The sequence below is a fragment of the uncultured Microbacterium sp. genome, from assembly GCF_947488465.1.
Taxonomy (GTDB): Bacteria; Actinomycetota; Actinomycetes; order Actinomycetales; family Microbacteriaceae; genus Microbacterium.
In genome coordinates this window covers 408,040-435,039 of record NZ_CANKZA010000001.1, presented here as the reverse complement: position 1 = coordinate 435,039, position 27,000 = coordinate 408,040, and the positions used below count along the sequence as shown (strand labels likewise).

Annotated in this window: 31 protein-coding genes; 5 read left to right on the top strand and 26 right to left on the bottom strand. The window is 67.2% G+C overall.

The annotated features are described in order from the left end of the window. From Q0653_RS02110 to rpsB, 7 genes are all read right to left on the bottom strand, one after another. Nucleotides 1-666 (bottom strand): lytic transglycosylase domain-containing protein, encoded by a 666-nt coding sequence (locus Q0653_RS02110; RefSeq protein WP_298943096.1) that lies wholly within the window; start codon nucleotides 664-666, stop codon nucleotides 1-3. A gap of 136 nt (nucleotides 667-802) precedes the next feature. Then, nucleotides 803-1,369, bottom strand: coding sequence for a DivIVA domain-containing protein (locus Q0653_RS02105; protein WP_298741395.1), 567 nt, complete (start codon nucleotides 1,367-1,369; stop codon nucleotides 803-805). Next, entirely contained in the window at nucleotides 1,366-2,385 is a 1,020-nt protein-coding gene (locus Q0653_RS02100; protein WP_298942247.1) for a phosphatidate cytidylyltransferase, read from the bottom strand. The genes Q0653_RS02105 and Q0653_RS02100 overlap by 4 nt, the downstream gene beginning before the upstream one ends. 8 nt (nucleotides 2,386-2,393) lie before the next feature. Continuing rightward, nucleotides 2,394-2,948: a ribosome recycling factor gene (gene frr / locus Q0653_RS02095; RefSeq protein WP_298741399.1), complete on the bottom strand. Its 555-nt coding sequence runs from the start codon at nucleotides 2,946-2,948 to the stop codon at nucleotides 2,394-2,396. Between the two features lie 56 nt (nucleotides 2,949-3,004). Further along, a complete protein-coding gene (pyrH, locus tag Q0653_RS02090; RefSeq protein WP_298741401.1) occupies nucleotides 3,005-3,724 on the bottom strand; it encodes a UMP kinase in 720 nt (239 codons plus the stop codon). Between the two features lie 85 nt (nucleotides 3,725-3,809). Further along, nucleotides 3,810-4,637: a translation elongation factor Ts gene (gene tsf / locus Q0653_RS02085; protein ID WP_298942244.1), complete on the bottom strand. Its 828-nt coding sequence runs from the start codon at nucleotides 4,635-4,637 to the stop codon at nucleotides 3,810-3,812. 92 nt (nucleotides 4,638-4,729) lie between these two features. Beyond that, on the bottom strand, nucleotides 4,730-5,632 hold the full coding sequence (rpsB, locus tag Q0653_RS02080) for a 30S ribosomal protein S2 (RefSeq protein WP_298942242.1): 903 nt from the start codon (nucleotides 5,630-5,632) through the stop codon (nucleotides 4,730-4,732). Nucleotides 5,633-5,879: 247 nt separating this feature from the next. Here rpsB and Q0653_RS02075 point away from each other — a divergent pair, with 247 nt between their 5' ends. Continuing rightward, on the top strand, nucleotides 5,880-6,446 hold the full coding sequence (locus tag Q0653_RS02075; RefSeq protein ID WP_298741407.1) for a peptidoglycan DD-metalloendopeptidase family protein: 567 nt from the start codon (nucleotides 5,880-5,882) through the stop codon (nucleotides 6,444-6,446). 9 nt (nucleotides 6,447-6,455) lie between these two features. Here the strand turns inward: Q0653_RS02075 and Q0653_RS02070 are convergent, their stop codons facing one another. From Q0653_RS02070 to Q0653_RS02025, 10 genes are all read right to left on the bottom strand, one after another. Then, nucleotides 6,456-6,662 (bottom strand): hypothetical protein, encoded by a 207-nt coding sequence (locus tag Q0653_RS02070; RefSeq protein WP_298942239.1) that lies wholly within the window; start codon nucleotides 6,660-6,662, stop codon nucleotides 6,456-6,458. Nucleotides 6,663-6,687: 25 nt separating this feature from the next. Further along, entirely contained in the window at nucleotides 6,688-7,587 is a 900-nt protein-coding gene (locus Q0653_RS02065; protein ID WP_298741411.1) for a tyrosine-type recombinase/integrase, read from the bottom strand. A gap of 48 nt (nucleotides 7,588-7,635) precedes the next feature. Beyond that, nucleotides 7,636-8,832: a DNA-processing protein DprA gene (gene dprA, locus Q0653_RS02060; protein ID WP_298741413.1), complete on the bottom strand. Its 1,197-nt coding sequence runs from the start codon at nucleotides 8,830-8,832 to the stop codon at nucleotides 7,636-7,638. Then, complete coding sequence (locus Q0653_RS02055) at nucleotides 8,829-10,361, bottom strand: YifB family Mg chelatase-like AAA ATPase (RefSeq protein WP_298942236.1); 1,533 nt, start codon at nucleotides 10,359-10,361, stop codon at nucleotides 8,829-8,831. Before Q0653_RS02055 ends, dprA begins: the two co-directional genes overlap by 4 nt. Next, nucleotides 10,358-10,720 carry a YraN family protein gene (locus Q0653_RS02050; protein WP_298741418.1) on the bottom strand — a complete coding sequence of 121 codons (363 nt, stop codon included), beginning with the start codon at nucleotides 10,718-10,720 and terminating at the stop codon, nucleotides 10,358-10,360. Before Q0653_RS02050 ends, Q0653_RS02055 begins: the two co-directional genes overlap by 4 nt. Before the next feature lie 103 nt (nucleotides 10,721-10,823). Further along, nucleotides 10,824-11,147 carry a DUF2469 family protein gene (locus Q0653_RS02045; RefSeq protein ID WP_144807996.1) on the bottom strand — a complete coding sequence of 108 codons (324 nt, stop codon included), beginning with the start codon at nucleotides 11,145-11,147 and terminating at the stop codon, nucleotides 10,824-10,826. 28 nt (nucleotides 11,148-11,175) lie between these two features. Further along, nucleotides 11,176-11,835: a ribonuclease HII gene (locus Q0653_RS02040; protein ID WP_298942234.1), complete on the bottom strand. Its 660-nt coding sequence runs from the start codon at nucleotides 11,833-11,835 to the stop codon at nucleotides 11,176-11,178. Further along, entirely contained in the window at nucleotides 11,832-12,569 is a 738-nt protein-coding gene (lepB, locus tag Q0653_RS02035) for a signal peptidase I (protein WP_298942233.1), read from the bottom strand. The genes Q0653_RS02040 and lepB overlap by 4 nt, the downstream gene beginning before the upstream one ends. 159 nt (nucleotides 12,570-12,728) lie before the next feature. Beyond that, a complete protein-coding gene (gene rplS, locus Q0653_RS02030; protein WP_298741926.1) occupies nucleotides 12,729-13,076 on the bottom strand; it encodes a 50S ribosomal protein L19 in 348 nt (115 codons plus the stop codon). A gap of 178 nt (nucleotides 13,077-13,254) precedes the next feature. Beyond that, nucleotides 13,255-13,776, bottom strand: coding sequence for an MFS transporter permease (locus Q0653_RS02025; RefSeq protein ID WP_298942231.1), 522 nt, complete (start codon nucleotides 13,774-13,776; stop codon nucleotides 13,255-13,257). 25 nt (nucleotides 13,777-13,801) lie between these two features. Here Q0653_RS02025 and map point away from each other — a divergent pair, with 25 nt between their 5' ends. Beyond that, nucleotides 13,802-14,584, top strand: a complete 783-nt coding sequence (map, locus tag Q0653_RS02020; RefSeq protein WP_298741435.1) for a type I methionyl aminopeptidase — start codon at nucleotides 13,802-13,804, stop codon at nucleotides 14,582-14,584. A gap of 2 nt (nucleotides 14,585-14,586) precedes the next feature. Here map and trmD read toward each other — a convergent pair whose 3' ends face one another. The 4 genes from trmD to rpsP are packed head-to-tail and all read right to left on the bottom strand — an operon-like array spanning nucleotide 14,587 to nucleotide 16,543. Beyond that, on the bottom strand, nucleotides 14,587-15,288 hold the full coding sequence (gene trmD, locus Q0653_RS02015) for a tRNA (guanosine(37)-N1)-methyltransferase TrmD (RefSeq protein ID WP_298942228.1): 702 nt from the start codon (nucleotides 15,286-15,288) through the stop codon (nucleotides 14,587-14,589). A gap of 1 nt (nucleotide 15,289) precedes the next feature. After that, on the bottom strand, nucleotides 15,290-15,916 hold the full coding sequence (rimM, locus tag Q0653_RS02010) for a ribosome maturation factor RimM (protein WP_298942226.1): 627 nt from the start codon (nucleotides 15,914-15,916) through the stop codon (nucleotides 15,290-15,292). Beyond that, nucleotides 15,879-16,109 carry an RNA-binding protein gene (locus Q0653_RS02005; RefSeq protein WP_261606087.1) on the bottom strand — a complete coding sequence of 77 codons (231 nt, stop codon included), beginning with the start codon at nucleotides 16,107-16,109 and terminating at the stop codon, nucleotides 15,879-15,881. The genes rimM and Q0653_RS02005 overlap by 38 nt, the downstream gene beginning before the upstream one ends. Before the next feature lie 5 nt (nucleotides 16,110-16,114). Beyond that, nucleotides 16,115-16,543: a 30S ribosomal protein S16 gene (gene rpsP, locus Q0653_RS02000; RefSeq protein ID WP_298741443.1), complete on the bottom strand. Its 429-nt coding sequence runs from the start codon at nucleotides 16,541-16,543 to the stop codon at nucleotides 16,115-16,117. 185 nt (nucleotides 16,544-16,728) lie between these two features. Between rpsP and Q0653_RS01995 the strand changes: the two genes are divergently transcribed. Next, complete coding sequence (locus Q0653_RS01995; protein WP_298942225.1) at nucleotides 16,729-17,892, top strand: glutamate--cysteine ligase; 1,164 nt, start codon at nucleotides 16,729-16,731, stop codon at nucleotides 17,890-17,892. A 13-nt stretch (nucleotides 17,893-17,905) separates the two neighbouring features. On the opposite strand, the gene ffh is transcribed toward Q0653_RS01995, so the two are convergent. Next, the gene (gene ffh, locus Q0653_RS01990; protein ID WP_298942223.1) at nucleotides 17,906-19,462 is read right to left on the bottom strand and encodes a signal recognition particle protein; all 1,557 of its coding nucleotides are present in this window, start codon (nucleotides 19,460-19,462) and stop codon (nucleotides 17,906-17,908) included. A 46-nt stretch (nucleotides 19,463-19,508) separates the two neighbouring features. Next, nucleotides 19,509-20,057, bottom strand: a complete 549-nt coding sequence (locus Q0653_RS01985) for a TetR/AcrR family transcriptional regulator (protein ID WP_298942220.1) — start codon at nucleotides 20,055-20,057, stop codon at nucleotides 19,509-19,511. Nucleotides 20,058-20,108: 51 nt separating this feature from the next. Between Q0653_RS01985 and lipB the strand changes: the two genes are divergently transcribed. Together lipB and lipA are read left to right on the top strand one after the other, a co-directional pair. Then, nucleotides 20,109-20,789 carry a lipoyl(octanoyl) transferase LipB gene (gene lipB, locus Q0653_RS01980; protein ID WP_298942219.1) on the top strand — a complete coding sequence of 227 codons (681 nt, stop codon included), beginning with the start codon at nucleotides 20,109-20,111 and terminating at the stop codon, nucleotides 20,787-20,789. Further along, a complete protein-coding gene (gene lipA / locus Q0653_RS01975; RefSeq protein ID WP_298942216.1) occupies nucleotides 20,786-21,808 on the top strand; it encodes a lipoyl synthase in 1,023 nt (340 codons plus the stop codon). Before lipB ends, lipA begins: the two co-directional genes overlap by 4 nt. Before the next feature lies 1 nt (nucleotide 21,809). Here lipA and Q0653_RS01970 read toward each other — a convergent pair whose 3' ends face one another. The 3 genes from Q0653_RS01970 to smc are packed head-to-tail and all read right to left on the bottom strand — an operon-like array spanning nucleotide 21,810 to nucleotide 26,771. Beyond that, nucleotides 21,810-22,310 (bottom strand): DUF2004 domain-containing protein, encoded by a 501-nt coding sequence (locus Q0653_RS01970; protein ID WP_298741450.1) that lies wholly within the window; start codon nucleotides 22,308-22,310, stop codon nucleotides 21,810-21,812. Between the two features lie 56 nt (nucleotides 22,311-22,366). After that, entirely contained in the window at nucleotides 22,367-23,239 is an 873-nt protein-coding gene (gene ftsY / locus Q0653_RS01965; protein ID WP_298741452.1) for a signal recognition particle-docking protein FtsY, read from the bottom strand. 31 nt (nucleotides 23,240-23,270) lie between these two features. Beyond that, nucleotides 23,271-26,771, bottom strand: coding sequence for a chromosome segregation protein SMC (gene smc, locus Q0653_RS01960; RefSeq protein WP_298943094.1), 3,501 nt, complete (start codon nucleotides 26,769-26,771; stop codon nucleotides 23,271-23,273). Nucleotides 26,772-27,000 lie beyond the last annotated feature (229 nt).

The window sequence follows — 27,000 nt, the reverse complement described above, 5'->3', positions numbered from 1 at the left end:
TCAGTACCAGCCCTTGGCCTGAGAGTGTCCCCACGCTCCACAGGGTGCACCGTAGCGGCCACCGATGTAACCGAGTCCCCAACTGATCTGAGTTGCCGGGTTGGTCGCCCAGTCAGCGCCGGCTGTTGCCATCTTGTTCCCCGGCAGCGACTGCGGAATCCCATACGCGCCGCTCGAGGCGTTGTAGGCGTTGACACGCCAGCCCGATTCCTTGTTCCAGAGAGCGACGAGGCAGGCGAATTCACTGTCTCCCCAGCCACGAGCCATCACCATCTCGTAGGCGATCGCCTGGGCAGACCCCGGATCGGGTGAAACGAACGGCGGTGACCACCCGCCACCCGAGGACGATGATCCCCCCGTGGAGGCAGGCTTCTTCGTGGGAGTCGCGGTGGGCGTGGGGGTGGGTGTCGGGGTGACGTACACGGTATACGCCAGGCCGTCTCGGCCGAGGTCGACCCCCGCGGCTTCAGACGCTGCCAGGTACTCCTGCGCATCATGGATCGTGTGCGCATAGAGCGACACCGGGTCGACTTCGGCAGCGTGAGCGGCCGGCGTAGACGTCGTGAGGGGCCCGACGTAGGCTGCGGCGAATGCCGCCACCGCGAGAACAGCAAAGGTGCCGACCACACCGCGACGGCGCGACCAACGCGCGGGCTGCTGCGGCATCCGCGGCCGCGCAGCAGGGCGCACCTCGGACGACTGCGTGGCAATCGGGCGGGGTTCCTGGGGGACCAAGTCGGCTTCGGAAGTCACAGTTCCCTGATTCTAGCGGGCGCGTGAGACCGCTGTGATGAGAGGCCGCTCACACAACAGCGAGCATGACCTCGACCACGGCATCGAGGACGGCATCCACCTGCGCTTCGTTGTAGCCCCGCCGCTGCATGCGAAAAGCGACGGTTCGAATCTGCTCGACGGACACACCCTCGCCTGTCTCGAGGAAGCGGGCGATCCGATCAGCGACGAGGTCGACCTCATCGATGCGGTAGCCGTACCGCAGCAGAGAAGTACGCGCGAAACGGTGGCGCTTGGGCCGTGTCAATCGGTCGAGGACTTCCTGCCCGAGTTGACGCGACTGGCCCACCCACGCCCGCGCACCCGCGCGCGACAGAGCACGCTCACGCTCGCGCGCGGCAAACGCATCCTCGATTCGGCCCAGGGCAGCATCCACTGCCGCCACCTGGTAGCCCCGCTTGACGAGCGGGAAGGCGACCGTGCGGATCGTGCCGGCATCAAGGTCGCTCACCTCGTCGGACTGAAAGGCGTCCCGTGCCCGCGTGAGGAACGCGTCTACCGCGTCCGGCGCGTACCCCTTGGTGCGGCCGGCCGTATGCGGGAAGGGCGACGCCACGGGCGTCTGAGGGTCTGTCATGACGTCACCAGGGGGAAGAAGAGAAAGTACATCGCGAGCGCCGCCGGCGCCGACGGAAGGATCGAATCAAGCCGGTCCAGAACGCCGCCGTGACCCGGAAGCCACGAGCTCATGTCTTTGATCCCCATGTCGCGCTTGATCATCGACTCCCCGAGATCACCGATGGTCGCCGACGCCAACACGACGAGGCCGAAGATCGCGCCCGCCCATGCCGGCGCGTGCAAGACGAAGATCGCGAACAGCGTCGCGACGAGTGCAGCGGCAAGAGCTGCGCCCGCAAAGCCCTCCCACGTCTTCTTGGGGCTGATGCGGGGAGCCATCGGGTGGCGACCGAACGCAAGGCCGCTCGCGTAGGCCCCCGTATCGGCGGCGACGACCGTCGCGATCATCGCGAGCACCCAATACTCGCCCTGGTCTTGCCGCAGCAACAGGAGAGCGAAGCTCGCCAGAAACGGGACGTAGATCGGGATGAATCCGGCGACCAGCACATCCGAGAGCACGTCGCCGTAGCTTCGCCCGTCTGCGGCCACCATCTGACCGAGCATCCGCCACACCACGACGAAGGCGACAGCGGTGAACGTGATCACCCAGTGCGTCCAGTGACCGACGAAGAAGCCGGATGCCGTGATGACGGCCCCGGCGACCAACTGCGGCCACACATCGACCCGTCGCCCGGAGGTCTGCAGTGCGCGCGAGAACTCGAAGAGACCCAGAAGACATACGGGGATCGCGAAGATCAAGAAGAGCCACTTCACGAAGAGCAACGACCCGAGAACGATCGCGCCGATCGCCAACGAGATCAGCACGGCAAGAAGGAGGTTGCGCCCCGTCCGTTCGTTGATCCGTTCCTGCACGTGTTCGAAATCCGCGCGCGCCTTGCCGACGTGCTGTTCGAGCTCGCTCCGGGCCGCACGAACGTGTGCCTGGAAGGACGGATTGTTCTCCGTCACCCGCCGCGTCGTGCGCGACGGCGGCGGGGCATCACCCGTCGCCGCGGAGTCCGAAGGATCGGTCATCGACGGTCTCAGACCTCGAGCAGTTCGGCCTCTTTGCGCCCCAACGCCGCGTCGACCTCGTCGACGTGCGCGCGCGTGAGGGCGTCGAGTTCCTTCTCGGCCCGGGCGAGGTCGTCTTCGCCGACCTCGCTCTTGAGTGCGTCGAGCTCATCCTTGGATTTGCGGCGGATGCCCCGAAGGTGCACCTTGGCGTCCTCACCCTTGGTGCGGACGATCTTCACGTACTCCTTGCGGCGATCCGCCGTGAGCTCGGGCAACGTCACGCGCACGATGTTGCCGTCGTTGGTGGGGTTCGCGCCGATGTTGGGGGTGTCGCGAATGGCCTGCTCGATCGCCTTGAGCGCCGACTTGTCGTACGGCGTGACGATGAGCGTTCGCGCCTCCGGATTGTTCAACGACGCGAGCTGTGCCAGGGGGGTCGGTGATCCGTAGTAGTCGACCAGGATCTTCTGGAAGAGTTGCGGGTTGGCACGGCCCGTGCGGACGGTGGCGAAGTCCTCCTTCGCCGACTCCACGGCGCGGGCCATGCGCGTCTTCGTGTCTGCCAGGATCTCGGCGATCACGGTCACTCCATTCGTCGGTACGTCCTTGCAAGTCTAGTGCCGGGGACCGCCGGAACTCAGACCGTGACGAGCGTGCCGATCGTCTCCCCCACAAGCGCCCGGGTGACATTGCCCGCCGGCTCCATGCCGAACACGCGCATGTCGATTCCGTTGTCCATGCAGAGGCTGAAGGCTGTCGAGTCGACGACCTTGAGGCCACGCTGCAGGGCGTCCTGATAGGTGATGCGGTCGATTTTGGTCGCGCCGGCATCCTTCTTCGGATCGGCCGTGTAGACGCCGTCGACGCCGTTCTTGGCGACGAGGACCTCATCCGCTCCGATCTCCAAGGCGCGCTGGGCGGCGACGGTATCGGTCGAGAAGTACGGCAACCCGGCTCCGGCACCGAAGATGACCACGCGCCCCTTCTCCATGTGGCGCTCGGCGCGGCGCGGGATGTACGGCTCGGCGACCTGCGTCATGGCAATTGCCGACTGCACGCGGGTGGCCGCCCCCGCCTGCTCCAAGAAGTCCTGGAGAGCGAGAGCGTTCATCACGGTACCGAGCATGCCCATGTAGTCGGCGCGTCCCCGGTCCATTCCACGCTGGCTGAGCTCCGCACCGCGGAAGAAGTTTCCCCCGCCGACGACGATGGCAATCTCGACCTGGTCGGCCGCAGCGGCGATTTCGCGCGCGATCTGGCCGACGACATCCGGGTTCACCCCCAGCTGCCCTCCCCCGAACGCCTCGCCGGACAGCTTCAGAAGGACGCGACGGCGTCCGGTGTTCTCATCGATCACGTGGTTCCTCTTCTCGGATGCAGACTATCGAAAACGGAGGCATCGAAAAGGGCCCGCATCCGAAGATGCGGGCCCTGTCGATTGCTTACGCGCCGACCTTGAAGCGGGCGAAGTCCGTGACAGTGATGCCGGCGGCCTCAGCGACCTTCGCGACGGACAGCTTGTTGTCCTTCGCATAGTCCTGGTCAAGCAGGGCGACCTGCTTGAAGAACGCGCCGACACGTCCTTCGACGATCTTGGGCAGAGCGGCTTCGGGCTTGCCTTCGTTGCGGGAGATCTCGGTCACGATCTCGCGCTCCTTCTCGACCTCGGCCTCGGGAACATCCGCGCGCGACAGGTACGTCGGGTTGGCGAACGAGATGTGCTGCGCGATGCTGCGCGCGGTCTCGGCATCGGTACCCGAGTACGCGACCACGACGCCGATCTGCGGGGGCAGGTCCTTGCTGGTCTTGTGCAGGTAGATCTCGAACGCGTCGCCGACGAGCGTACGGACGCGGCGAAGCTCGACCTTCTCGCCGAGGATCGCGGCCTCACCGGAGATGAGGTCGGCGACGGACTGACCGTGGGCGTCGGCAGCGAGAGCGGCCTCGACCGAGTCAGCGCCGACGGCGGCCGCAGCAGCGAGCACGTTGTCGGCCAGTGCGATGAAGCGGTCGTTCTTCGCGACGAAGTCGGTCTCGGTGTTCAGCTCGATGACCGTGACCTTGCCGTCCACCTCAGCGGCGGCGACGAGACCCTCGCTCGTGGAGCGGTCGGCACGCTTCGCGTTGCCCTTCGCTCCCTTGAGGCGCAGGATCTCGACAGCCTTCTCGAGGTCGCCGTCGGCTTCCTCGAGCGCCTTCTTGGTGTCGACCATTCCCGTGCCGAGCTGCTCGCGCAGCGTCTTGATGTCAGCGATCGTGAAGTTTGCCATGGGTGGTGGCTCCTAGGTTGTGGTGAGTTCTCGTGGATGTCCCGGCCGGCCGCATCTCTGCGCGCCGGCCGGGACGGTGTCCGGTGGCGGAGTTACTCCGCGGCGTCCGCGACGGCCTCGGCAGCGTCGGCCTCAACGGCCGGCTCACCGGCGACCTCGGCCGCGGCGGCAGCACCGGCACGGTCGGCGTCGGACTCGGTGGCGATGGTCTCCACCTCGGCGACATCGGTGACGACGGGGGTCTCGAGAAGTGCGAGCTCCCAGTCGGCGAGCGGCTCTGCGGCCTGAGCCTCGTCGGTCGGCTGGTGACGCTGGATGAGTCCCTCTGCAGCGGCGTCCGCGATGATGCGGGTCAGCAGGCCCACCGAGCGGATCGCGTCGTCGTTGCCCGGGATCGGGAACTGGAACTCGTCCGGGTCGGCGTTCGTGTCGAGAATGCCGATGACGGGGATGCCGAGCTTCTTGGCCTCGTCGATCGCGAGGTGCTCGCGCTTGGCGTCGACCACCCAGATTGCCGACGGCGTCTTGGTGAGGTTGCGGATACCACCGAGCGACTTGTGCAGCTTGTCGAGCTCGCGCTTCTTCAGCAGGAGTTCCTTCTTCGTGAAGCCGCTGTTCGCGGGAACCTCGTAGTCGAGCTCCTCGAGCTCCTTCATCCGGGCAAGACGCTTGGAGATCGTCTGGAAGTTGGTGAGAAGTCCACCGAGCCACCGCTGGTTCACGTAGGGCTGGCCGACGCGCGTGGCCTGCTCCGCGATGACTTCCTGCGCCTGCTTCTTCGTGCCGACGAACAGCACGGTGCCACCGTGGGCCACCGTTTCGCGGACGAACTCGTACGCCTTGTCGATGTACCCGAGCGACTGCTGCAGGTCGATGATGTGGATGCCGGAGCGCTCCGTGAGGATGAAGCGCTTGACCTTCGGGTTCCAGCGCCGAGTCTGGTGTCCGAAGTGAACGCCGCTGTCGAGCAGCTGGCGAATAGTGACGACGGCCATGGCCGTTCTCCTGTTCCGGCGCACGGAGGCGCCCTTTCGGTTGTCCTTGCCGGACCGGTCGGTCACGGCAAGCCTGGTGCCCGGCGCACACCCACCCTCCGCCGGAGCGGAAAGACCTGGGATGTGGATGCCGCGATGCGAGAGCGAAAAGCTCTCGCGGTGCTATGGGCACGCGGAGTCACCCCGACACGCGGGATGCCCTTTCAGTGTATCAGTCGCAGAGCCTCCTCCCCCGTCGGCTCTGGCGATGAGTTGTCCACGGATCGACGATCTCGTCCCGCCGACGCGGTGTGACGCGGCGATGCTGGCCTCCATGCACATCGTCACCGGCATCCTGCTCGTCGCTCTGGTGTGGACCGGCGCGACCGTACCGAGCTCTCCCGCCGTGCCCGCCACCTCCGCGCGACTCGCGGGCTGGCAATGGCCGGTCGACCCGCCACACATCATCGAGCCCTACCGCGCTCCCGCGCACCGCTATGGGCCGGGACATCGCGGCATCGATCTCGGTGCTCCGATCGGCGCGCGCGTGGCGGCCCCCGCCGCTGGCGTCGTCGCGTTCGCCGGCGATGTCGCCGGGCGCCCGATCGTGACGATCGATCACGGCGTCGGTCTCGTCAGCACGCTGGAGCCGGTGGCCGCCACGGTGCCGGTCGGCGCCGTCGTCCGGGCGGGAGACACCGTGGGCAGCGTGTCGACCGGCGGGCACACTCCGGCTGGAGCGGTGCACTTCGGGGTGCGGGAGAACGGCGAGTACATCAGCCCGATCGTGCTGCTGCGCAACGTTCCGCGCGCCGTACTCCTGCCGTGCTGTTGAGGATGTGCCTCAACGCGGGGCGATGGAGTTGGCCTCGCCCTGATCGGCGACCGCGCCCAGCGCCGTCGCGGTAACGGCGTTGCTGTTGCCCTGCACTGTCGGCGCCGTCGGCGCGCCACTCGCCGTAAATGGCGGGTTCGGCGATTCCGGCGCGCACCCGCACAGTGCTACTGCCAGGGTGGCGACGACGAGTGCACGGAGGCCGCGAGCGATCATCAGACCAGGCCACCGGCCGCCACATTCATGCGCGCGGATGGGCCAGTCGGTAGGTCGCAGTCAGCTTCTCAGCTGACACGTGCGTATAGATCTGCGTTGTTCCCAGGCTCGCATGGCCGAGCATTTCCTGGACCGTGCGCAGGTCAGCACCCCCATCGAGGAGATGCGTCGCTGCGGAATGCCGCAGCGCGTGGGGGCCGACCGCAGCGGCGCCCAGCGCCGGGGCGACCGTGCGGGAGACGATCTCGTAGGCCGAGCGCGCGCCGAGTCGAGCTCCCCGCGCACCAACGAACACCGCGCCTGTCCCCGCGCCACGCCCGACGAGTACCGGACGACCCCGCACCACATACGCCTCGAGCGCCTCGGCGGCCGGACCTCCATAGGGCACGACGCGCTCCTTGCCGCCCTTGCCGAGAACACGGACCGTCCGCCGCGATCGGTCGAGATCGTCGAGGTCCGTCCCGCAGACCTCCGAGACACGCAGCGCGGCCGCGTACAGCAGTTCGAGCAGGGCTGCATCGCGAAGCGCGACCGGGTCACCGTCCACCGCCCGCGCCCGCGCGCCGTCGAGCACGGTGGTCATCGTGGGTGCGGTCGCGATGGTGGGCAGTGTCCGTCCTCGTTTGGGCGACACGAGGCGGAGACTCGGGTCGAGCGGAACAAGCTGCTCATCGGCCGCCCACGCGAAAAATCCGCGCACGGATGCCGCGCGTCGCGCCAGCGTCGACCGCGCGTCTCCCCGCTGCGTGGCGCGCCAGAGCCACTCGCGAAGCATCTCGAGATCGACATCCACCAGCATCGGATCATCCAGGGCTGCCGCGAAGTCACGGAGGTCGCTACGGTACGCCCGGACCGTGGCCGTCGCCAGGCGGCGCACGTGGGTCAGCTCGCGCGCCCAGGTATCGGCAGCTTCCGAGATCCGCATGACTCCAGCATGCCCTCTTCCACCTCCCGGGCGGCGTCGGCCACACCGTCACGACCGAGCCCGACACCACCCCTCGCCCTGTCGCTTCACCGCACCTTCGAGCTCGAGGAGACCCAGCAGCGCTGCGGCCTCGGCGATGGCGTACCCACTGCGCCGAGCGACATCGGCAGTGGTCCGCTCCGAGCGAGCCGTGACCGCATCCAGGATGCGTGTGCGCTCCCCCGTGTACTCACGGGCATCGAAGAGCCCCTGGTCCGTCGCGCTCTCATCGCCGATTCCGCAGAGTTCTCGGACATCGGCGGCTCCGGTGATGCACACGGCATCCACCTCGCGGAGCAACCGGTGGCAGCCTGCCGACGCGGCACTGGTCACGGGACCCGGCACCGCGCCGAGGGGGCGTCCGATCTCCGCCGCGTGGTGTGCCGTATTCAGCGCACCTGATCGCCACCCCGCCTCCACGACCACCGTGGCATCGGACAGCGCGGCGATCAATCGATTGCGCGCCAGAAAGCGCCACTTGGTCGGCGCCGACCCACACGGCACGTCGGCGACGACGACGCCGTGCGCGGCGATCCGATCGATGAGGTCTCGGTGTCCGGCCGGGTAGGGTCGATCCACTCCGCCCGCCAGGACGGCGATCGTCGATCCTCCGGCAGACAGCGCACCGCGGTGTGCGGCTCCGTCGATCCCATACGCGGCGCCCGAGACGACGGCGATGCCGGATGCTGCACACTCGGCGGCCAGTTCGGTCGCGACATGTTCGCCGTAGGCCGAGGCCGCGCGCGCACCGACCAACGCCACACCGGCATCGGGACTCAGCTGCGCAACATCGCCGAGTGTCCACAGGCACAGGGGAGCATGGACGCCCAGGTCACCGAGGCGTGCGGGCCAGGCCGCATCTTCGGGCGTCAGCAGCCGTGCACCCGCGCGGCGCGCGGCGGCAAGCGCGGGGGCGATCTCCTCGCGCCGCGGCAGCCAGCGGGCGCGCCCGGCCGACAGTGCGGCGGGAGCGAGCCCGGCCCCGATGGCCGTGCCGATGTCGGCATCGGCGGCAAGCGCGATCTCCAGAGCGTCTGCGGCGCCGAAGGCCGACACGAGCGCGCCAGCCACGCCGTCCCCCGGCTCAGCCAGCGTCGACCAGACCGCGCGCGCATAGGCCGTCACGGCACCCGCGTCATCCCGGGCACTCAGGAGCGGCCCCAGTGCGGTCCGCGCGGCGTCGGGATCTGGAGTGATCGCGATCATGCGAGATTCCCCTTCTTCAAATACAGCGCACGACCGATGTCGGCCACCGACAGTCGGTCACGTCCGGCCAAATCCACCACGCTCCAGGCCACCCGCAACACCCGGTCGTAGCCACGCAGTGTCAACGAGCCGCGGTGGAGGGCGGCATCCAACGGCCGCCGGATCGCCGGCTCGGGAGCCATCGGACCGTTGCGGAGCCACGAGCCCGAGACCTGGGCGTTCATCCGCCAGGGGGTGCCACGCAGACGGACGCCGGCGCGTTCCCGTGCCGCCGCCACGCGCTCGCGAGCGACCGCGGTCGTCAGCGCCGCGGCATCGGCGTCGGCGCGGCGCGCCACCGCGACCCGCTGCAGAGACAGTTCGATGTCGATCCGGTCCAGGAGCGGACCCGAAAGCTTGCCCAGGTAACGGCGAATCGCCAGCGACGGACACACGCACGCACCTCCCGGCACGCCGTAGTTCCCGCAGGGGCACGGGTTGGTCGCGAGGATCAATTGGAACCGTGCAGGAAAGCTCGCGCGGAATCCGGCTCGATGGATCTCGATCTCCCCGCTCTCCAGCGGCTGCCGTAGCGCGTCGAGCGCCTGCCCGCTGTACTCACCTGCCTCGTCGAGGAACAGCACACCGCCGCTCGCGCGCGCGATCGCGCCCGGGCGCACGGTGCGGCTCCCGCCGCCGACGAGCGCTGCCACGCTGGCCGAATGATGCGGCGCCTCGAACGGCGGCGTTCGGCTGAGCGTCGAGACCGGTAGCCCCGCGAGGGACCGCAACGAGGCGGTCTGGAGTGCAGCGTCGTCATCGAGGTCGGGCAAGATGCCCGGCAACCGCCGCGCGAGCATCGTTTTACCCGCCCCCGGCGGACCGCTCATCAGGACGTGATGACCACCGGCCGCGGCGACGATCAGTGCGTCCACCGCGTCCTGTTGTCCGATGACATCCGCGAGATCCATCCGCTCTGCGGGCACGGACGCCGCGATACGGGCTATCGGCACAGGATCGAGACCCGCATCGTCGACGTCCAGACCATGGTGGCGCGCCACGTCCCGCAGGTCGACGGCCCCCGTGACCTCCACACCCGACACCAGTTCGGCTTCCGCGCGATTGGCCGCCGGAACGACGACCCGACTCTTCCCGGCCCGCGCCGCCGCCAGAACGGCCGGCAAGACGCCCGGAACGGGGCGCAAGCGACCATCCAGTCCGAGCTCACCGATGTGCACGGTCGCGGCCAGGGATGCGGCATCCAACGCCTGCTCGGTCGCGATCGCCGAAATCGCGATGGCCACGTCGAGCCCTGATCCCTGCTTCGGAAGGCTCGCCGGTGAGAGATTCACCGTGAGCTTGCGTCGCGGCAGGGGCAGATCGCTGTTCGCGCAGGCGTTGTACACCCGTTGGTGGGCCTCGCCGATCGCCTTATCGGCCAGGCCGATGATCTGGAAACCAGGAACCTGGTTCGACAGATCGGCTTCGACTTCGACGAGATCGCCGCTGAGGCCGGTCAGGACCACGCCCCAGGTGCGCCCAAGCGTCATCGGAGGTCCACCAGGTGCTCGAGCACGGCTGTCGCGGGGTCCTCCCCCGTGATGCCGATGACGTCGAGGCGTAGACGCCGCCGCTGGACGAGATCCGGATGAGCGGTCACCCACGCACACGCGACGCGCCACAGGCGATCGCGTTTGCGCTTGTCGACAGCGTCGAACGGGTGACCGAACCACTCGGTACGACGCGTCTTGACCTCGACCACCACCAGGTGGCGTCCGTCTGTCGCGACGATGTCGAGTTCCCCCGCCGCGCACCGCCAATTGCGATCGAGCAGGGTAAACCCGTGTTCCTGCAGGTGTCGCGCCGCGCGCTGCTCACCGGCGCGACCCCGATCGTCCTTTTGTGCCATAACGGCATGGTGCCCGCGTCACAGCGCGCAGACTGCAGGGCGACGACGATCGGTGGACAGTCGCGCCGATCAGTCGTCTGGGGAGGAAGCGATGCCCCTCAGATCAGGAGTCGAGCGACAATTCGTCGGGAATCTGGAAATCGCGCCGCTGCAACTCCTCGACGTTGACGTCCTTGAAGGTCAGCACCCGCACCGACTTCACGAAGCGGTCCGCGCGATAGATATCCCACACCCAGACGTCGGTCATCGAGATCTCGAAGTAGAAATCGTGTTCGGTATCGCGCCGGACGACGTTCACGTCGTTGGCCAGATAGAACCGACGCTCGGTCTCGATCACGTACTGAAACTGCGAAACGACGTCGCGGTACTCCTTGTAGAGCGCCAATTCCAGCTCGCGGTCGTAGTCCTCGAATACTTCGTCGTCCATGGTGCTTCCAGTCTAGATGTCGCGCGGCTCAGAACAGCGTCGGGGCGTCGGCGATCGCCCAGGAGGACCGATGGTGACGACTCAGCCCGTGAGAGCGGATCGCCTCACGATGTACCGCGCTCGCATAGCCTTTGTTGCGCGCCCAGGCGTAGGCAGGATGCTCATCGTGCAGAGCGACCATCAGATCGTCGCGTGCCACCTTGGCCAACACCGACGCCGCCGCGGCCGAGGCGCAGTCCCGGTCGGCCTTCACGATCGGCCGAACATGCAGTCCTGCTCCCCCGGCCGGGGTGATGTAGTCGTGGTTGCCGTCGAGAATCACGACGGCCTCTTCCGGAACGACACCGATGCCACGAAGATCCGCGATAGCGCGGAGCGCGGCAAGACCCAGCGCGCGGATGATGCCGACATCATCGATCTCGGCGGCCGACGCCCATCCCACACTGGATGCCTGTACCCACCCCGCCGCGCGTTCGGCCACGGCGGGGCGATGGCGCTCGGAGACGAGCTTCGAATCCCTCAAACCCTCGGGGATCCGGCGGCGGGCGCCAGCAGCATCCATCACGATCGCGCCCACCGCGACGGGACCTGCCAACGCGCCACGACCGACTTCGTCGCACGCGATGATGAGCGCGTGCTCGCGCAGCAGGCGACGCTCGATGGTCAGCCGCGGGCTCACGAGCGTCATTGCGCGTCCGGGACCCCATCGAAGACCTCGTGGTGGAAGTCGAGCGCGCCGAATCTCGGGAGCGGCCAGGTGATGAGGAACGCGCGACCGACGACATTGTCGATCGGCACGAAGCCCTGCGACGGCTGATCGACGTTGAAGCGCGAGTCGCGGGAGTGGTCACGATTGTCACCCAGGACCCACAACGACCCTTCCGGGACGGTGACGTCGAAGGACACCACCTCAGGCGCGGTCTGCCCTTCCGCGAGATTGAGGTACGCGGTCTCGTCGATCGGGGTGTCGTTGACCGTGATCTGCCCCAGTGCGTTGCAGCACACGACGTGGTCTCCTCCGACACCGATGATGCGTTTGATGAGGTGATCCTTGCTGTCCGGCGCGGACAGCCCGACGACCGACAGCAGCCAGTCGACGGCTTGCACGGGAAGGCTCTGCGCGGGTGCTGATTCCGCCGGCAACCACCCGCCCGGATCCCGGAAGACCACGATGTCACCACGGTCGTACCCACCGAACCGCGGAGTCAGTTCGTCGACCAGGATGCGGTCCTTGCTCTGCAGTGTCTGTTCCATCGACCCCGAGGGGATGTAGAACGAGCGCACGAGGAAGGTCTTGATGAGAAACGACACCACGATGGCGATGAGGAGGATCACCAGGATGTCGCGCACGAGTGGCCAGGCACCACGGCGACGGGAGACGGGCAGCGCGCCACGGGGTGTGGCGGTGGTCTCGGAGGTCATTCTCGTCCTTCTGGTGGGCCGACCCGTGTGTCGGATCTCCGCTGTCAAGCGTCGCACATCCGGCGCACCGTCGTGCGCACGGCTCGGCGAGGGCGTCGCCGGAGAAACGACGGATGCCCCGGGAAAACCCGGGGCATCCGTCGGAGACGAGCGAGCGACTCAGCGGTCGCGCTTCTCCTTGATCTTGGCCTTCTTGCCGCGGAGTTCGCGGAGGTAGTACAGCTTCGCGCGGCGCACGTCACCGCGAGTGACGACCTCGATGTGGTCGATCACCGGGCTGTGCACGGGGAACGTGCGCTCGACGCCCACCTGGAAGCTGATCTTGCGGACGCAGAACGTCTCGCGCACACCATCACCGGAGCGGCCGATGACGACGCCCTGGAAGACCTGGACACGGGAACGGGTTCCCTCGGTGATGTTGACGTGGACCTTGACAGTGTCGCCGGGGCCGAATTCGGGAATGTCGGAGCGGAGCGAAGCCGCATCGACGGAGTCGAGGATCTGCATGATCGTCACTTCCTGCGACCGCATCAGGTCGACCGCAAAATGTAAGAGGAAAAGGTGGTGTGCGTCCGAGGCAGGCGTTTCCGCGATGCCGTGCTCCCCTGAGGCAGAGCTGGTTCAGGACACGAACGTCCATTCTGCCATGGACGGGGGCACGCACCAAACCCGCGTCGAACGCGATTCAGGATGCGGGCGGTGCCGGGCGCTCGGTGACCACGATGACCTCCGGAAGGCCACCCTGCGCCGCGTCGGACCGCGGTGCGGGGATGTAGGCCACGCCCTCAGCAGTGTGCCGGAGGGCGGCGGTCGGCTTGGCTTCGCGCCAGAGTTCCCAGAGTTGCGTCCACAGCAGAGCGATGCCGACGGCCACGGTGATTCCGAGGACGAGCCACCACCACGGGTTCGAGAACACTCCGAGCGCGATGAGCAGCGCATGCCAGGATCCGAACAGCGCGACATCCGTCCAGGAGACGGCACGCTCCGTGCGGACCGTGCCGCGCGCACGCACCAGGAGGGCGAGCACCAGTTGCCCGATGAACACGACCGGCACCGAGACGAACACCCAGAGCAACGCCCACGGGCTGGCTCCGAAGATGATCCAGCCGACGAACAACCACAGAGGCAACACGAAGGCGGCCGGAATCAGCCACTGGAAGAACGCGCGACGCAACCACATGTCCTCGATCGTACGCCGGTCAGACACAATGGAGGCTGAGGAAAGGATCACGATGATCGAGCTGCGCACCCCCGCCGAGATCGATGCGATGCGGCCGGTCGGCCGATTCGTCGCGGAGACGCTCGCCACGTTGCGCGCGGAGACCGCAGTGGGGACGAACCTGCTGTCGATCGACCGCCGCGCACACGAGTTGATCCGACGCGCGGGGGCGGAATCCTGCTACATCGACTACCACCCATCCTTCGGCGCCAGCCCGTTCGGAAAGGTCATCTGCACATCGGTCAACGACGCCGTCCTGCACGGCCTCCCGTTCGACTACGACCTGCGCGACGGTGACCTCGTCTCGCTCGACTTCGCCGTCGCGCAGGGCGGGTGGGTCGCAGACTCGGCCGTTTCGTTCGTCGTCGGCACCCCGCGCGACGAGGATCTCGCGCTGATCGACACGACGCGCCGCGCCTTGGATGCCGCGATCGCCGCTGCGGTCGTCGGCAACCGGATCGGTGACATCTCGTCCGCGATCGGTGACGTCGCCCGCGGCGACGGCTACGACATCAACATGGATTTCGGTGGCCACGGTGTCGGTCGCGTCATGCACGGCGACCCGCACGTCGCGAACGACGGCAAACCCGGCCGCGGCTACCCGCTCCGCGCAGGACTCGTCCTCGCGCTCGAGCCCTGGTTTCTGCAGACGACCGACGAACTCGTCACCGACCCCGACGGGTGGACGCTGCGCAGCGTCGACGGCTCACGCGGGGCACACTCCGAGCACACCATCGCGATCACCGAGGATGGACCGATCGTCCTGACCGACCGGTCATTCCTCGGCGTCGACTGACGTCAGTCCTGATCCCGAAGCAGATCGGGGCGGCGCTCACGCGTGCGCTCGATCTGCTGCTCGCGGCGCCATTGCGCCACGCGTCCGTGATGACCGCTGAGCAGCACATCGGGGACGTCGTATCCCCGCCAGGACGCGGGCTTCGTGTACGACGGATACTCGAGAAGACCGTCCTCGTGTGATTCCTCGACCAAGCTCTCCGGGTTTCCGACGACGCCCGGGACGAGCCGCCCGATCGCCTCGATCATCGCCATCGAAGCGACTTCTCCCCCGTTGAGGACATAATCGCCCAGGCTGACGAGACGCACCTCGCCGAGCGTGGCCGCGTAGGCGAACACACGCTCGTCGATGCCCTCGTACCGCCCGCAGCCGAACACGAGATGGCTGCGTGTCGACAGGTCGCGCGCGGTCGCCTGGGTGAAGAGCTCCCCGGCAGGCGAGGGGAAGATGATCGTCGGCCGGATGTCGGCATCCGCCGGACGCGCGATCTCGTCGAGCGCGTCGCCCCAGGGCTCCGGCTTCATGACCATTCCCGCGCCGCCGCCGTACGGCGAATCGTCTACCGTGCGGTGGCGGTCGTGCGTGTGTGCGCGCAGATCATGGATGCGGACATCGAGCAGCCCTGCCCCGCGGGCCTTGCCCAGGAGCGAGACATCCAGGATGTCGAAGAAGGTGGGGAAAATCGTGACGACGTCGATGCGCACGTCAGTCCTCGGGTGTCTCTTCCGTCTCGCCAGCATCGGTCGGGAGATCTTCGAAGAGTCCCGGCGGCGGGGTGACCACGACGTGACCCGCGACCGGGTCGACTTCGGGCACGATCGCGGCGACGAAGGGCACGAGGATCTCGCCATCGCCGTCCGCGGGAGCAACGATCAACAGGTCCTGGGACGGCAGGTGGTCGACCCGGATGATGCGGCCGATCGAGGCACCGTCACGGATGACGTCGAGTCCGACGAGCTGATGATCGAACCAGGCATCCTCTTCGACCGCGCCCTCGGTGACGTCCTGATCGACCCAGAGGATCGCGCGCACAATCGTGTCGGCACCTTCGCGGTCTTCGATGTCCTCGAAGAAGACAACGGGGTGCGAGTTCATCCACCGGAACTCCCGAACAGTCACGGTCTTCCCGTGCCAGGGCGACGATTCCGGCACCTGCAGAGTGAAGACGGCGCCGGGGACGAAGCGCCCGTCCGGATCGTCGGTGTAGAGCTCGAGCTTCAGAGCGCCCTTCAGGCCATGAGCCTTGACGAGGCGCCCGACACGCAGCTGCGTGCGCGCAGGTCCGGCAGCCACGTCAGTCGTCCGCGACGTCGACGCGGACGCGCGCACCATCGGCGAGAGCCGATACCAGGGTGCGCAGCGCCTTGGCAGTGCGTCCGCCGCGCCCGATCACCCGTCCACGGTCATCGGGGTGCACGCGCACCTCGAGCACGTCACCGCGGGGTGACGTAGAGGATCGGATGGCGACATCGTCCGGGTGATCGACGATCCCCTTGACGATGTGCTCGAGCGCGGCGGCCAGCACCGTGATTACTCTGCGTCCGTGGCGTCGGCGGCGGGCGCGTCGGCGTCGTCGGCAGCAGGAGCAGCAGGCTCCTCGGCCTTCTTCTCGGCCTTCGGCTTGACGACGGACTTCTTGGCGGCGTCGACCTGGAACTCTTCCTTGGCAGCCTTGACCTTGACGGTCGAGACCGCGTCGGCGTCGCCCTGGAACTTGCCCCAGTCACCCGTGAGCTTCAGGAGCGCGGCGACCTGCTCGGTGGGCTGAGCGCCGACCGAGAGCCAGTACTGAGCCCGCTCGGAGTCGACCTCGATGAACGAGGGCTCCTCGGTGGGGTGGTACTTGCCGATCTCTTCGATGACGCGACCATCGCGCTTGGTGCGCGAGTCGGCGACGACGATGCGGTAGTAGGGTGCGCGGATCTTGCCGAGGCGCTTGAGACGGATCTTGACAGCCACAGTTCTCCTTGAGTGCTGTTGTGAGTTGATGAACGTCGCCTGGGCTGTGGGGTGCACACCCGGCGGAAGCTCTGTGATGGACCTGTTTGCGGGATGAGAGGGTCGAGCAAGTGGTCCAACCGTCTATTTTGCCAGATCATGGGCCATGCCGCGAACCACAGCCGTTCGCGTGTCAGACTGTGCGGATGACGGAGCCGTTCGCCACATCCGCCCGCTCGTCCGTGGGCCTGGAATGGGAACTCATGTTGGCCGACGGGAAGACCGGCGACCTGGTCCCCCGCGCACCCGAGATCCTCGCGGCTCTGGGGGAACGTGATGCGCTGGAGCGCTACACGATCACGGGTGAACTGCTGACCAACACGATCGAGGTCACGAGCGGAATCGGTGACACCGTTGCCGCGGTCGTCGATGACATCGCCGACGCGATCGCGGAAGTCCGCACGATCACCGATCCGCTCGGCGTTGAACTCCTCTGCGCCGGCAGCCATCCGTTCGCGCAGTGGTACGAACAGCAGGTCACCGACAAGACGCGCTATCACAAGCTCATCGAGCGCACTCAGTGGTGGGGTCGCAACATGATGATCTGGGGTATCCACGTGCATATCGGCGTGGATGATGTGAACAAGGTCTTCCCGATCATCAACGCGCTCGCGATCTACCTTCCGCATCTGCAGGCGCTCTCCGCATCGAGTCCGTTCTGGGCGGGCGAGCGCACCGGATACGCGTCCAACCGCGCACTCGTCTTCCAGCAGCTCCCGACGGCAGGACTCCCCTGGCCGCTGACCGACTGGTCACAGTACGAGTCGTATCTCGAGGATCTCGTGCGCACGGGCGTGCTCGACGACTCGACCGAAGTGCGCTGGGACATCCGACCCGCCCCCCGCTGGGGGACGATCGAGGTCCGTACCTGCGACGGGATGTCCACTCTTCCGGAGATGGCCGCCGTAGCCGCGCTCGTCCAGGTCCTGGTCGAGCACTTCTCCCGTGAGCTCGATGCGGGCCGCGAATTACCCTCGCTGCAGCCGTGGTTCGTCCGGGAGAACAAGTGGCGGGCCGCCCGCTACGGGTTGGATGCGCGGGTCATTGTCGACCGGGATGGGACGCAACGCCCGGTCGACGACCACCTTCGCGAAACGCTCATCGCCCTCGGGCCAGTCGCCGCTGATCTGCACTGCTCACGCGAGTTCGCCGAAGTCGAGACGATCATCTCGCGCGGCGCAAGCTCGACGCGTCAGATGCGGGTTGCCGACGAGGCAGACGGAGATCTCCGTGCGGTCGTGCAGCACTTGATCCGCGAGTTCCGCGCCGGACCCACGCTGCGCGACCATCTCGCGTCGCTCGGCACTTGACGCGCGACGACGCTCAGCTCTTGCCGAAGAGCTTCTGGATCTGAGCCAAATCCTCGGCCGTCGGCTCTGCCGCAGGCCCGCCGAGGCCGAAGCCGGATCCGGTTGGGGTGGAGGTCGTGGCTGCGATCCCCGCGTTCTCTGCCGCGCGCTTGGCGGGGTTGCCGGAGCGTGAACCCGTGCTCTTCGCCTTCTGCTTGCCGCCGCGCTTGGCCGAGGCGCCGGGCTTTCCGCCCATCGGTCCCATTCCGGGAATATTGGGGACTCCGCCACGGGCGACGGTCCTCATCATCTTCGCGGCCTGGTCGAAACGCTGCACGAGCTGATTGACGTCGGTGACCGTCATGCCCGATCCGCGCGCGATACGCAGGCGGCGCGAACCGTTGAGAAGCTTGGGATTGCGGCGCTCGGCGACCGTCATCGAGCGGATGATCGCCTCGGTGCGATCGATCTCCTTGTCGTCGAAGTTGTCCAGCTGCTGCTTCATCTGACCCATACCCGGGAGCATCCCGAGCATCTTCTTCATCGAACCCATCTTCTTCATCTGCTGAAGCTGGTCGAGGAAGTCTTCGAGAGTGAACTGCTCGGTCGCGAGCTTCTCGGCCATCTTCATGGCTTCGGCTTCATCGAACGCGGTCTGGGCCTGCTCGATCAGGGTGAGAATGTCGCCGAGATCCAGGATGCGGCTCGCCATGCGGTCGGGGTGGAATGCCTCGAGGTCGTCGAGACCCTCACCCGTGGACGCGTAGATGATCGGACGTCCGGTCACGGAAGCCACCGACAGCGCCGCGCCACCGCGCGCATCGCCGTCGAGCTTGGAGAGAACCACACCGGTGAAATCGACACCGTCCTGGAAGGCTTTGGCCGTCGTGACGGCATCCTGGCCGATCATCGCGTCGATCACGAAGAGCACTTCGTCGGGGTCCACAGCCTTGCGAATGTTGGATGCCTGCTTCATCAGCTCGGCATCCACACCGAGGCGCCCGGCCGTGTCGATGATCACGACGTCGTGCTGCTGACGACGAGCGGTCTCGACGCCGTCGCGCGCGACGCGCACGGGGTCCCCCACGCCGTTTCCGGGCTCGGGGGCGTACACCGCAGCGCCAGCCTGCTCGGCAACGACCTGGAGCTGGGTGACGGCGTTCGGACGCTGGAGGTCGGCGGCGACGAGGAGCGGAGTGTGGCCGTCCTTCTCGAGCTGCTTCGCGAGCTTTCCGGCGAACGTGGTCTTTCCCGACCCTTGGAGACCCGCGAGCATGATCACGGTGGGCGCTGTCTTGGCGAACTGCAACCGGCGCTGCTGACCGCCGAGGATCGCGATGAGTTCTTCATTGACGATCTGCACGACCTGCTGCGCGGGATTCAGCGCCTTGTTGACTTCATCGCCCAGCGCACGCTCGCGCACCTTGCCGGTGAACTCTTTCACGACCACGAGCGCGACATCGGCGTCGAGCAGTGCGCGCCGGATCTCCCGGACGGTGCCGTCCACGTCGGCAGGCGTGAGCTTGCCTTTGGTGCGGAGATTGCGGAAGGTCTCTGTCAGCCGATCGCTGAGTGTGCCGAAAGTCGCCATGATTCCCCGATTCTATCTGGCGGCCGGCAGATGCCTGTCCGAGCGCCTAGGCACTCGGAACGGTGATCGCGAGGGCTTCGTCGAGGACGGGAGCCAACTCCGCGCGCGCGGGCCCCGCCGCGGACCACGCCCACACGGCAGCAAGGACGGCCCCACCCGCCGCTGCCCCACGAACATCCGCTACCAAACGCGAGTGCCCCTGCGCCACCAGCCGATCACTCACCGCGCGCCCGAGCACTGCCTGCCGCAGCGCACGTTCGGCGTCGAGGTCATGCGCGAGCCCCATCGCATCCGCGTGGGTGATGGCCAGCGCCAGGCTGTCCGGAGCGAATCCCACCGCGATGCCCCGCAACGCCGTGATCGGTATCTCGGCCTGCGCGATTGCGTCGCACGCGGCCCGAGCACGGGCGTCGAATCCGCCCCAGATCACGTCTGACTTCGACGAGAAATAGTTGAAGAAGCTCGATCGGCTCACTCCGGCCCGCACCGCGATATCCGACACAGACGTGGCCGCATAGCCCTGCTCGAGGAACAGTTCGCAGGCGGCCTCTGCCAACGTGTCACGCGACGAGGACTTGGGGCGACCGGAACTCACTTTCGCATCGTATCGGGCTATATTGTTGGACGCGGTACAACAATCCGGGATTTGTTCCTCAGAGTGAAGGTCGAGCAGTGGATGCTGGAAATCCAGACGGTAGGACTCGCTCCTCATCTCGTCCCCTACCAGGAGGGGTGGGATCTGCAGCGTCGCATGCACGCGGAGATCGTCGCCGGGAGGCATCCGGACACGCTGCTGCTCCTCGAGCACGAGCCCGTGTTCACGGCCGGAGCGCGGACAGCTCGCCATGAGCGCCCCACAGACGGCACTCCCGTCGTCGATGTCGACCGCGGGGGCAAGATCACGTGGCACGGACCCGGGCAGCTCGTGGGATATCCGCTCGTGCGTCTTCATGAACCCATCGATGTCGTCGCCCACGTGCGGCGGATCGAAGGCATCCTGATCGACGTCCTCCGCAGCTACGACATCGATGCCTATCGCGTCGAAGGACGCAGTGGCGTCTGGGTGCGGCGGCCGCTCCGCGAAGACAAGATCGCCGCGATCGGGGTGCGCGTCCAACGCGGTGTGACGATGCACGGGTTCGCGCTGAACTGCGACAACTCGCTCCTGCCGTTCGGACAGATCGTTCCGTGCGGGATCGCCGATGCTGGAGTGACCACCGTGAGCGAAGTCCTCGGCGCCGACCTCACGCCCGCCGATGTCCTCCCCCGCGTCGCGCCGGCCTTCGCTGCGGCTTTCGCCACGGTCGCCGGCGAGGTGGCGGCGTGAGCGCCTGCGGCTCGCCGGCATCCGCCCTGCCTGCCGGCGGACCCGACGGGCGCAAGCTCCTGCGACTGGAGGTCCGCAACGCCCAGACACCGATCGAGCGCAAACCGGAATGGATCAAGACGCGCGCGAAAATGGGGCCCGAGTATCAGGCACTCCACTCGCTTGTGAAGGACGAAGGCCTGCACACCGTGTGTCAGGAGGCCGGATGTCCGAACATCTACGAGTGCTGGGAGGACCGCGAAGCGACCTTCCTGATCGGTGGCTCGCAATGCACGCGCCGCTGCGACTTCTGCCAGATCGACACGGGCAAACCCGCCGCCTACGACACGGATGAGCCGCGTCGCATCGCCGACAGCGTGCAACGCATGCAGTTGCGCTACGCGACCGTGACCTGCGTCGCACGAGATGATCTGCCCGACGGTGGAGCCTGGCTGAACGCCGAAACGACCCGGCAGATCCACGCGATGAATCCCGGTACCGGGGTGGAGCTGCTGGCCACGGATTTCAACGGCAAATCAAATTTGCTGAACGAGGTCTTCGATGCCCGACCGGAGGTCTTCGCGCACAACGTCGAAACCGTCCCCCGCATCTTCAGACGCATCCGCCCGGCGTTTCGCTACGAGCGCTCACTGAATGTCCTCACGCAGGCGCGGGATGCGGGCCTCATCACGAAGTCGAACCTCATCCTCGGGATGGGCGAAGAGCCCGAAGAGGTCATCCACGCGTTGCAGGATCTTCACGACGCCGGCACGGACATCGTCACGATCACCCAGTACCTGCGGCCGACGCCCCGACACGTGCCGGTGGCCCGGTGGGTGAAACCCGACGAGTTCGTCGCCTTCAAAGAAGAGGCCGAGCGGATCGGCTTCTTGGGCGTCCTGGCCGGCCCGCTCGTACGCTCGTCGTACCGTGCGGGCCGCCTGTGGGCCCAGTCGATGGTCTCGAAAGGTCGCGTGCTCCCGCCAGGGCTCGAGCACCTGGCCGCATCCGCAGACCGCGGGTTCGCGCAGGCGGTCTGACTTAGTCGGCGCTCGTCACCGACTGCACATCGCCGTCACTCGTGAGGTTCACCAACAGCACCTCGTCGGTGTCGTCGGGGTCGAGCGCGTATTCCAGCACCGCGAAGGGATCTGAGCCGCCGTGCTCGTCGGCGAGGATCGTCATGCTCACCAGCTGCAACGAGCGGATGATGTCGATATGCACGTCGCCGGAGATATCGACGAGCACGTCCTCGATCTCATCCCCGAGGGCTTCCTGTTGCTGCAGCAGGTACTCGGTCACCTCGCTCGTGCGGTCGTCGAGTTCGGTGACCATGGCGTTCCGCGACTTCAGGTCGATCGCTTCGAGCGCCGAGATCATGGCGGCGGCGACATCGAGCGCCGCTTCCGAGACATCGTCCTGATCCGGCGCCGTGAGATCGATCGTGACGTGCTGATCGCCCAGCTCGACGTGCTCAGACCAAAAGATCGACCCGTCGGGGCCGGACTCCAAGAGTCCGAAGTAGTCGTGCTCGATCGCCATACGCCCATGAAACCAGCACCGCCGCCGGTTCGCGACCCCGACGGCGTGTCGGCGTGTCAGTCCACGAGCGCGGCGACGAACACGTGCGGGGTGAAACCGGTGAGATCGCCGACGCCCTCTCCCTGACCGAGAAGCTTCACGGGGATGCCGGTGCGCTCCTGAACAGCAAGGACGAACCCGCCTTTGGCCGAGCCATCCAGCTTCGTGATCACCAGCCCCGTGACGCCGGCGTGCTCGAGAAAAGCCGAGGCCTGCATCACGCCGTTCTGCCCCGTCGTCGCGTCGAGAACGAGAAGCACCTCACTGATGGGCGCCTGCTTCTCGATGACCCGGCGGATCTTGGTGAGCTCGTCCATGAGCCCGGCTTTGGTGTGGAGACGCCCCGCCGTGTCGACGAGAACGATCTCGGTGCCGTTCTGCTTGGCGTAGTCGATCGTCTGGTAGGCGACGGATGCCGGGTCCTGACCCTCGTGTTGCGGGCGGACGATCGTCGCACCGCCGCGCTCGGCCCACGTCGCCAGCTGCGCGACGGCAGCTGCGCGGAACGTGTCGGCCGCGCCGACGACCACGGTGCGGCCGAAGCGTTTGAGATAGTGGGCGAACTTGCCGATCGTGGTCGTCTTGCCCACGCCGTTGACGCCGACGACGAGGACGACCGCGGGCCGTTCGGTCAGCCGGAGCGTCGTGTCGAACCTCGCGAAATGTTCTTCGAGTGTCTCCTTGAGCATGCGCTGGAGATCGCGCGGGTCCGTCGTCCGATACCGGTCGACCTTCTCGTGCAACTCATCGAGGAGGCGTTCGGTGATGTCAGGACCGAAATCCGCCGTCAGCAGAGCCGTCTCGAGGTCCTCCCACGTGGTCTCATCGATCGTGGGTTTGACGAACATGCCGCGTAGCGCGCGACCGAGCGACCAGGGATTTTCCGCCATGACTCCAGCCTACGGTCGTCCGGCCCGCCCGCTACGCCGTCTCACGCTCGCGCACGCGCTGTCCGACGACGGCAGACACGCCGTCCTGCCGCATCGAGACGCCGTAGAGCGCATCCGCGATCTCCATGGTGCGCTTCTGATGAGTGATGACGATGAGCTGACTGGACGCACGCAACTGTTCGAAAACCCCCAGCAGGCGTCCGAGGTTCGCGTCGTCGAGGGCTGCCTCCACCTCGTCGAGGATATAGAACGGGCTGGGCCGAGCCTTGAAGATCGCGGTCAGCAGAGCCACGGCCGCCAACGAACGCTCTCCCCCGGAGAGCAGCGAGAGGCGTTCGATCTTCTTCCCCACCGGACGCACCGACACCTCGATGCCGGTCGTCAGCGGGTGGTCCGGATCGGTGAGCGAAATGCTGCCCGTCCCCCCGGGGAAGAGGATGGGAAAGACCTCGCCGAAGGCGACACGGGTGTCTTCGAACGCTGCGAGGAAGATCGTCTGCATCCGCTCGTCGAGTTCTTCGATGATCGTCATGAGGTCCGCTCGCGTCTGCACGAGATCGGCGAGTTGCTCGGTAAGGAAGGCATGGCGCTGTTCGAGCGCGGCGTATTCCTCCAGTGCCAAGGGATTGACGCGACCGAGTTGGCCGAGCTTCCGGTCGGCGTCTTGGAGGCGGCGGCGTTGCGCGGCACGGTCATAGGCGACCGCCTCCCCCTCGCCATCGTCCGCGGGAACAGCCTGATCCGGGCCATATTCCTGAATGAGAATGTTTTCATCAAGGCCCAGCTCAGAACTGATCCGCTCCCGCAGGCTCGTCACGTGCAAACGCTTCTCGTGCATCTGCAGTTCGAGTCCGTGCACGCTCTCGGTCAGGCCGCTGAGCCGCTCACGGACACTCGTCTCGTGGGCGCGCAACTGCGCGAGGTCGGCCGCGACGGCACTCCGGGTCTGCTCAGCGAGCTCCAGCTCCACCCGCGCCTGGGCGACAGAGCGATCCACGGAATCAAGAATCGGCGGCAGCGTCTGGGCCACCTCGGCCGCGAGCTCACGTTGCGCGCGACGGATCACCGCCCGTCGTGCGGCTTCTTCTGCGGCGGCACGTTCTCGCTCACGCTGACGCTCCAGCTGGACGACACGCGCTTCCCCCGCTCGCACGCGCTCTTTGAGCGTCTCGACGTCAAGCCGGGCGCGCATCTCCGCATCCCGAGCGGCCTCCAGTGCGCCGAGCATTCCCTCGCGTGCCGACGCATCGAGCATCGGGCGGGGCGCTTCCCGCGCGACGGTCAACGCGTCGTCGGCGGCGCGGGCGGCGTTCTCTGCTTCCGTCACCGCGGCCTGCGCCTGGCGCACCCCGCTCTCGAGTCGCTCGCACTCCGCGACGGCTGCTTCGTGCCGCACAGTCGCACGGTTCACCTGCTCCGCGTGCGCCGCGAGTGCCGCATCGTGCTCGCGTAGTCGAGTGAGGGCATCCCGAGTCCGTCGCCGAGATTCTTCCCACGTCGCCTGCCCGACGGCGAGGGCGTCGCGAAGCGAGTCGACCACCACCGTGATCTCGCTCAGCCGGGCGCGGGCGCCGTCCCGCTCAGCCGCCAGTTCCAGTCGAGACCGGCCAGACCCGGACCCCGCGCGCACGGTGAAGGTCGTGACGATCTCCCCCGCCCGGGTGACGAAAATCACCTCCGACGCGCCCTCTGCGGTCAGTGCCGCCCGGGCGGCCGCCAAGTCATCGACGATCATCACGCGCGAGAGGACGCCGAGGATGCCGTCGGGAGCCGTCACCACGTCGCGCGCGAACGTCGCGCCGCCGATGACGGCCGGCGTCGTCGTCGGCGCCGGGGCGTCGGCCACAGCGATGTCGATCGTCCCGAGGTCCTCGTCGCGGGCGGTGGTGGCCACCTCGAGCGCCGCAGCGACGTCATCGACCAAGACACCCTCCGCCATCGCGCCCAGCGCGGCGGCGATGGCCGGTTCGAAACCGGGCGTGACTTTCACCGCATCCCCGATCAGCCCTCGCACGCCGCGCCCGCCGCGCGCCACGACCGCCGCGGCCGCGTTGCGGACATCGAGCGCCCGGCCCAGTGCAGCGGCCTGCGCCGTGAGCGACTCGACTTCACGCTCGGCGGCGTGCAGGCGCTCACGGAGAGCTGTCACGTGCGTCTCCCCGGATGCGGCGTCACGCTGAGCTCGTTCGTACGAAGATGCATGCTCGGCAGCCGATCCCTCCGGCACGAGGGTCCGATCGACGCCCGCAAGAACGTCCTCCGCTTCGGCGCGCCGGACGAGCGCGGCATCCCACGCGCGTTGCTGGCGGTCCACCGCCCCGCGCACAGCCTCCAGCCGCGACGCCGCCGCATCGGCCGCGCCGCGGAGTTTGCTCAGACGCATGTCGTGAGCCGACACCAATGCGCTCTGGGCCGCGATGTCCGCGTCGAGCGCATCGAGCTCGGCGCGTGCCCGGATGACGTCGCGGGACGCGGCGGCCGCGGCATCCTGCGCCGCACCGAGTCCCCCGCCGATCTCGTCGATCTCGGCACGGGCCTCATCGATCGTGCCCTGGCTCACCGAAGCGACCTCGAGCGCGAGTTGGCCGTCGTCTTCGAGAAGAGCAAGCCGTTGACCGGCCAGCGAGTACAGCCCGCGTAGACGCTCCTGCACCTGCGAGAGCGAGAATGTGACGCTCCGAGCGCGGTCGACTGCCTCCGAACGCTGCTGTGCTTCGAGGGTGTCGATGCGGATCTTCAGCTGATCGGATTCGTCCTGCAGAACGAGTCGCTCGGCGTGGCGTTCTTGCTCGTTGCGCGCGTGATCAGCGAGCTGGGTGCGAAGGGCGACCAGGTCATCGGCGTACAGTCGGGCCTTCGCGTCGCGCACGACCGCCGCGATCGTCGCGGCTTCGCGGGCGATCTCGGCCTGCTTGCCCAGCGGTTTGAGCTGACGACGAAGCTCACCGGCGAGATCGCTCAGGCGCGTGAGGTTGGCCTCCATCGCCTCGAGTTTGCGGAGCGTCTTCTCCTTGCGTCGACGATGTTTGAGGATGCCGGCGGCCTCCTCGATGAAGCCGCGCCGATCTTCGGGACTCGCGGCCAAGACGCTGTCGAGCCGACCCTGCCCGACGATCACGTGCATCTCACGGCCCAGTCCGGAGTCACTCAAGAGTTCTTGGACGTCCAGGAGACGACACGTCTGTCCGTTGATCGCGTACTCGCTCGCGCCGTTGCGGAAGAGGGTGCGGCTGATCGTCACTTCGCTGTACTCGATCGGGAGGGCTCCGTCGGCATTGTCGATCGTCAGCTGCACTTCCGCGCGACCGAGAGGGCCCCGCGTTGAGGTACCGGCGAAGATGACGTCCTCCATCTTGCCGCCGCGGAGGGTCTTCGCGCCTTGCTCGCCCATGACCCACGCGAGAGCATCGACGACATTGGACTTGCCGGACCCGTTCGGGCCGACGATGCACGTGACGCCCGGTTCCAGGGCGAACGTCGTCGGCTGTGCGAACGACTTGAAGCCCTTGAGCGTCAGGCTCTTCAGGTGCATGCTCGCCTCTCGGATGCGGGTGTCGGCACCCACGCTACCGGCACCCTCTTGACACCGGCGCTCGCCACGCGCTAGCGTCACTTCTCGCGTAGAACGTCGAGAGGAGGTCCCTGACATGATGATGATCACGCCGATCCGTACGACGGGGCCCGTCTCCGTCCGCAACCGCGTTTCCTAGCGACGCGCACCGCCTCCGGGCGACGTTCGGCAGCGACCTCCTTGATACAGG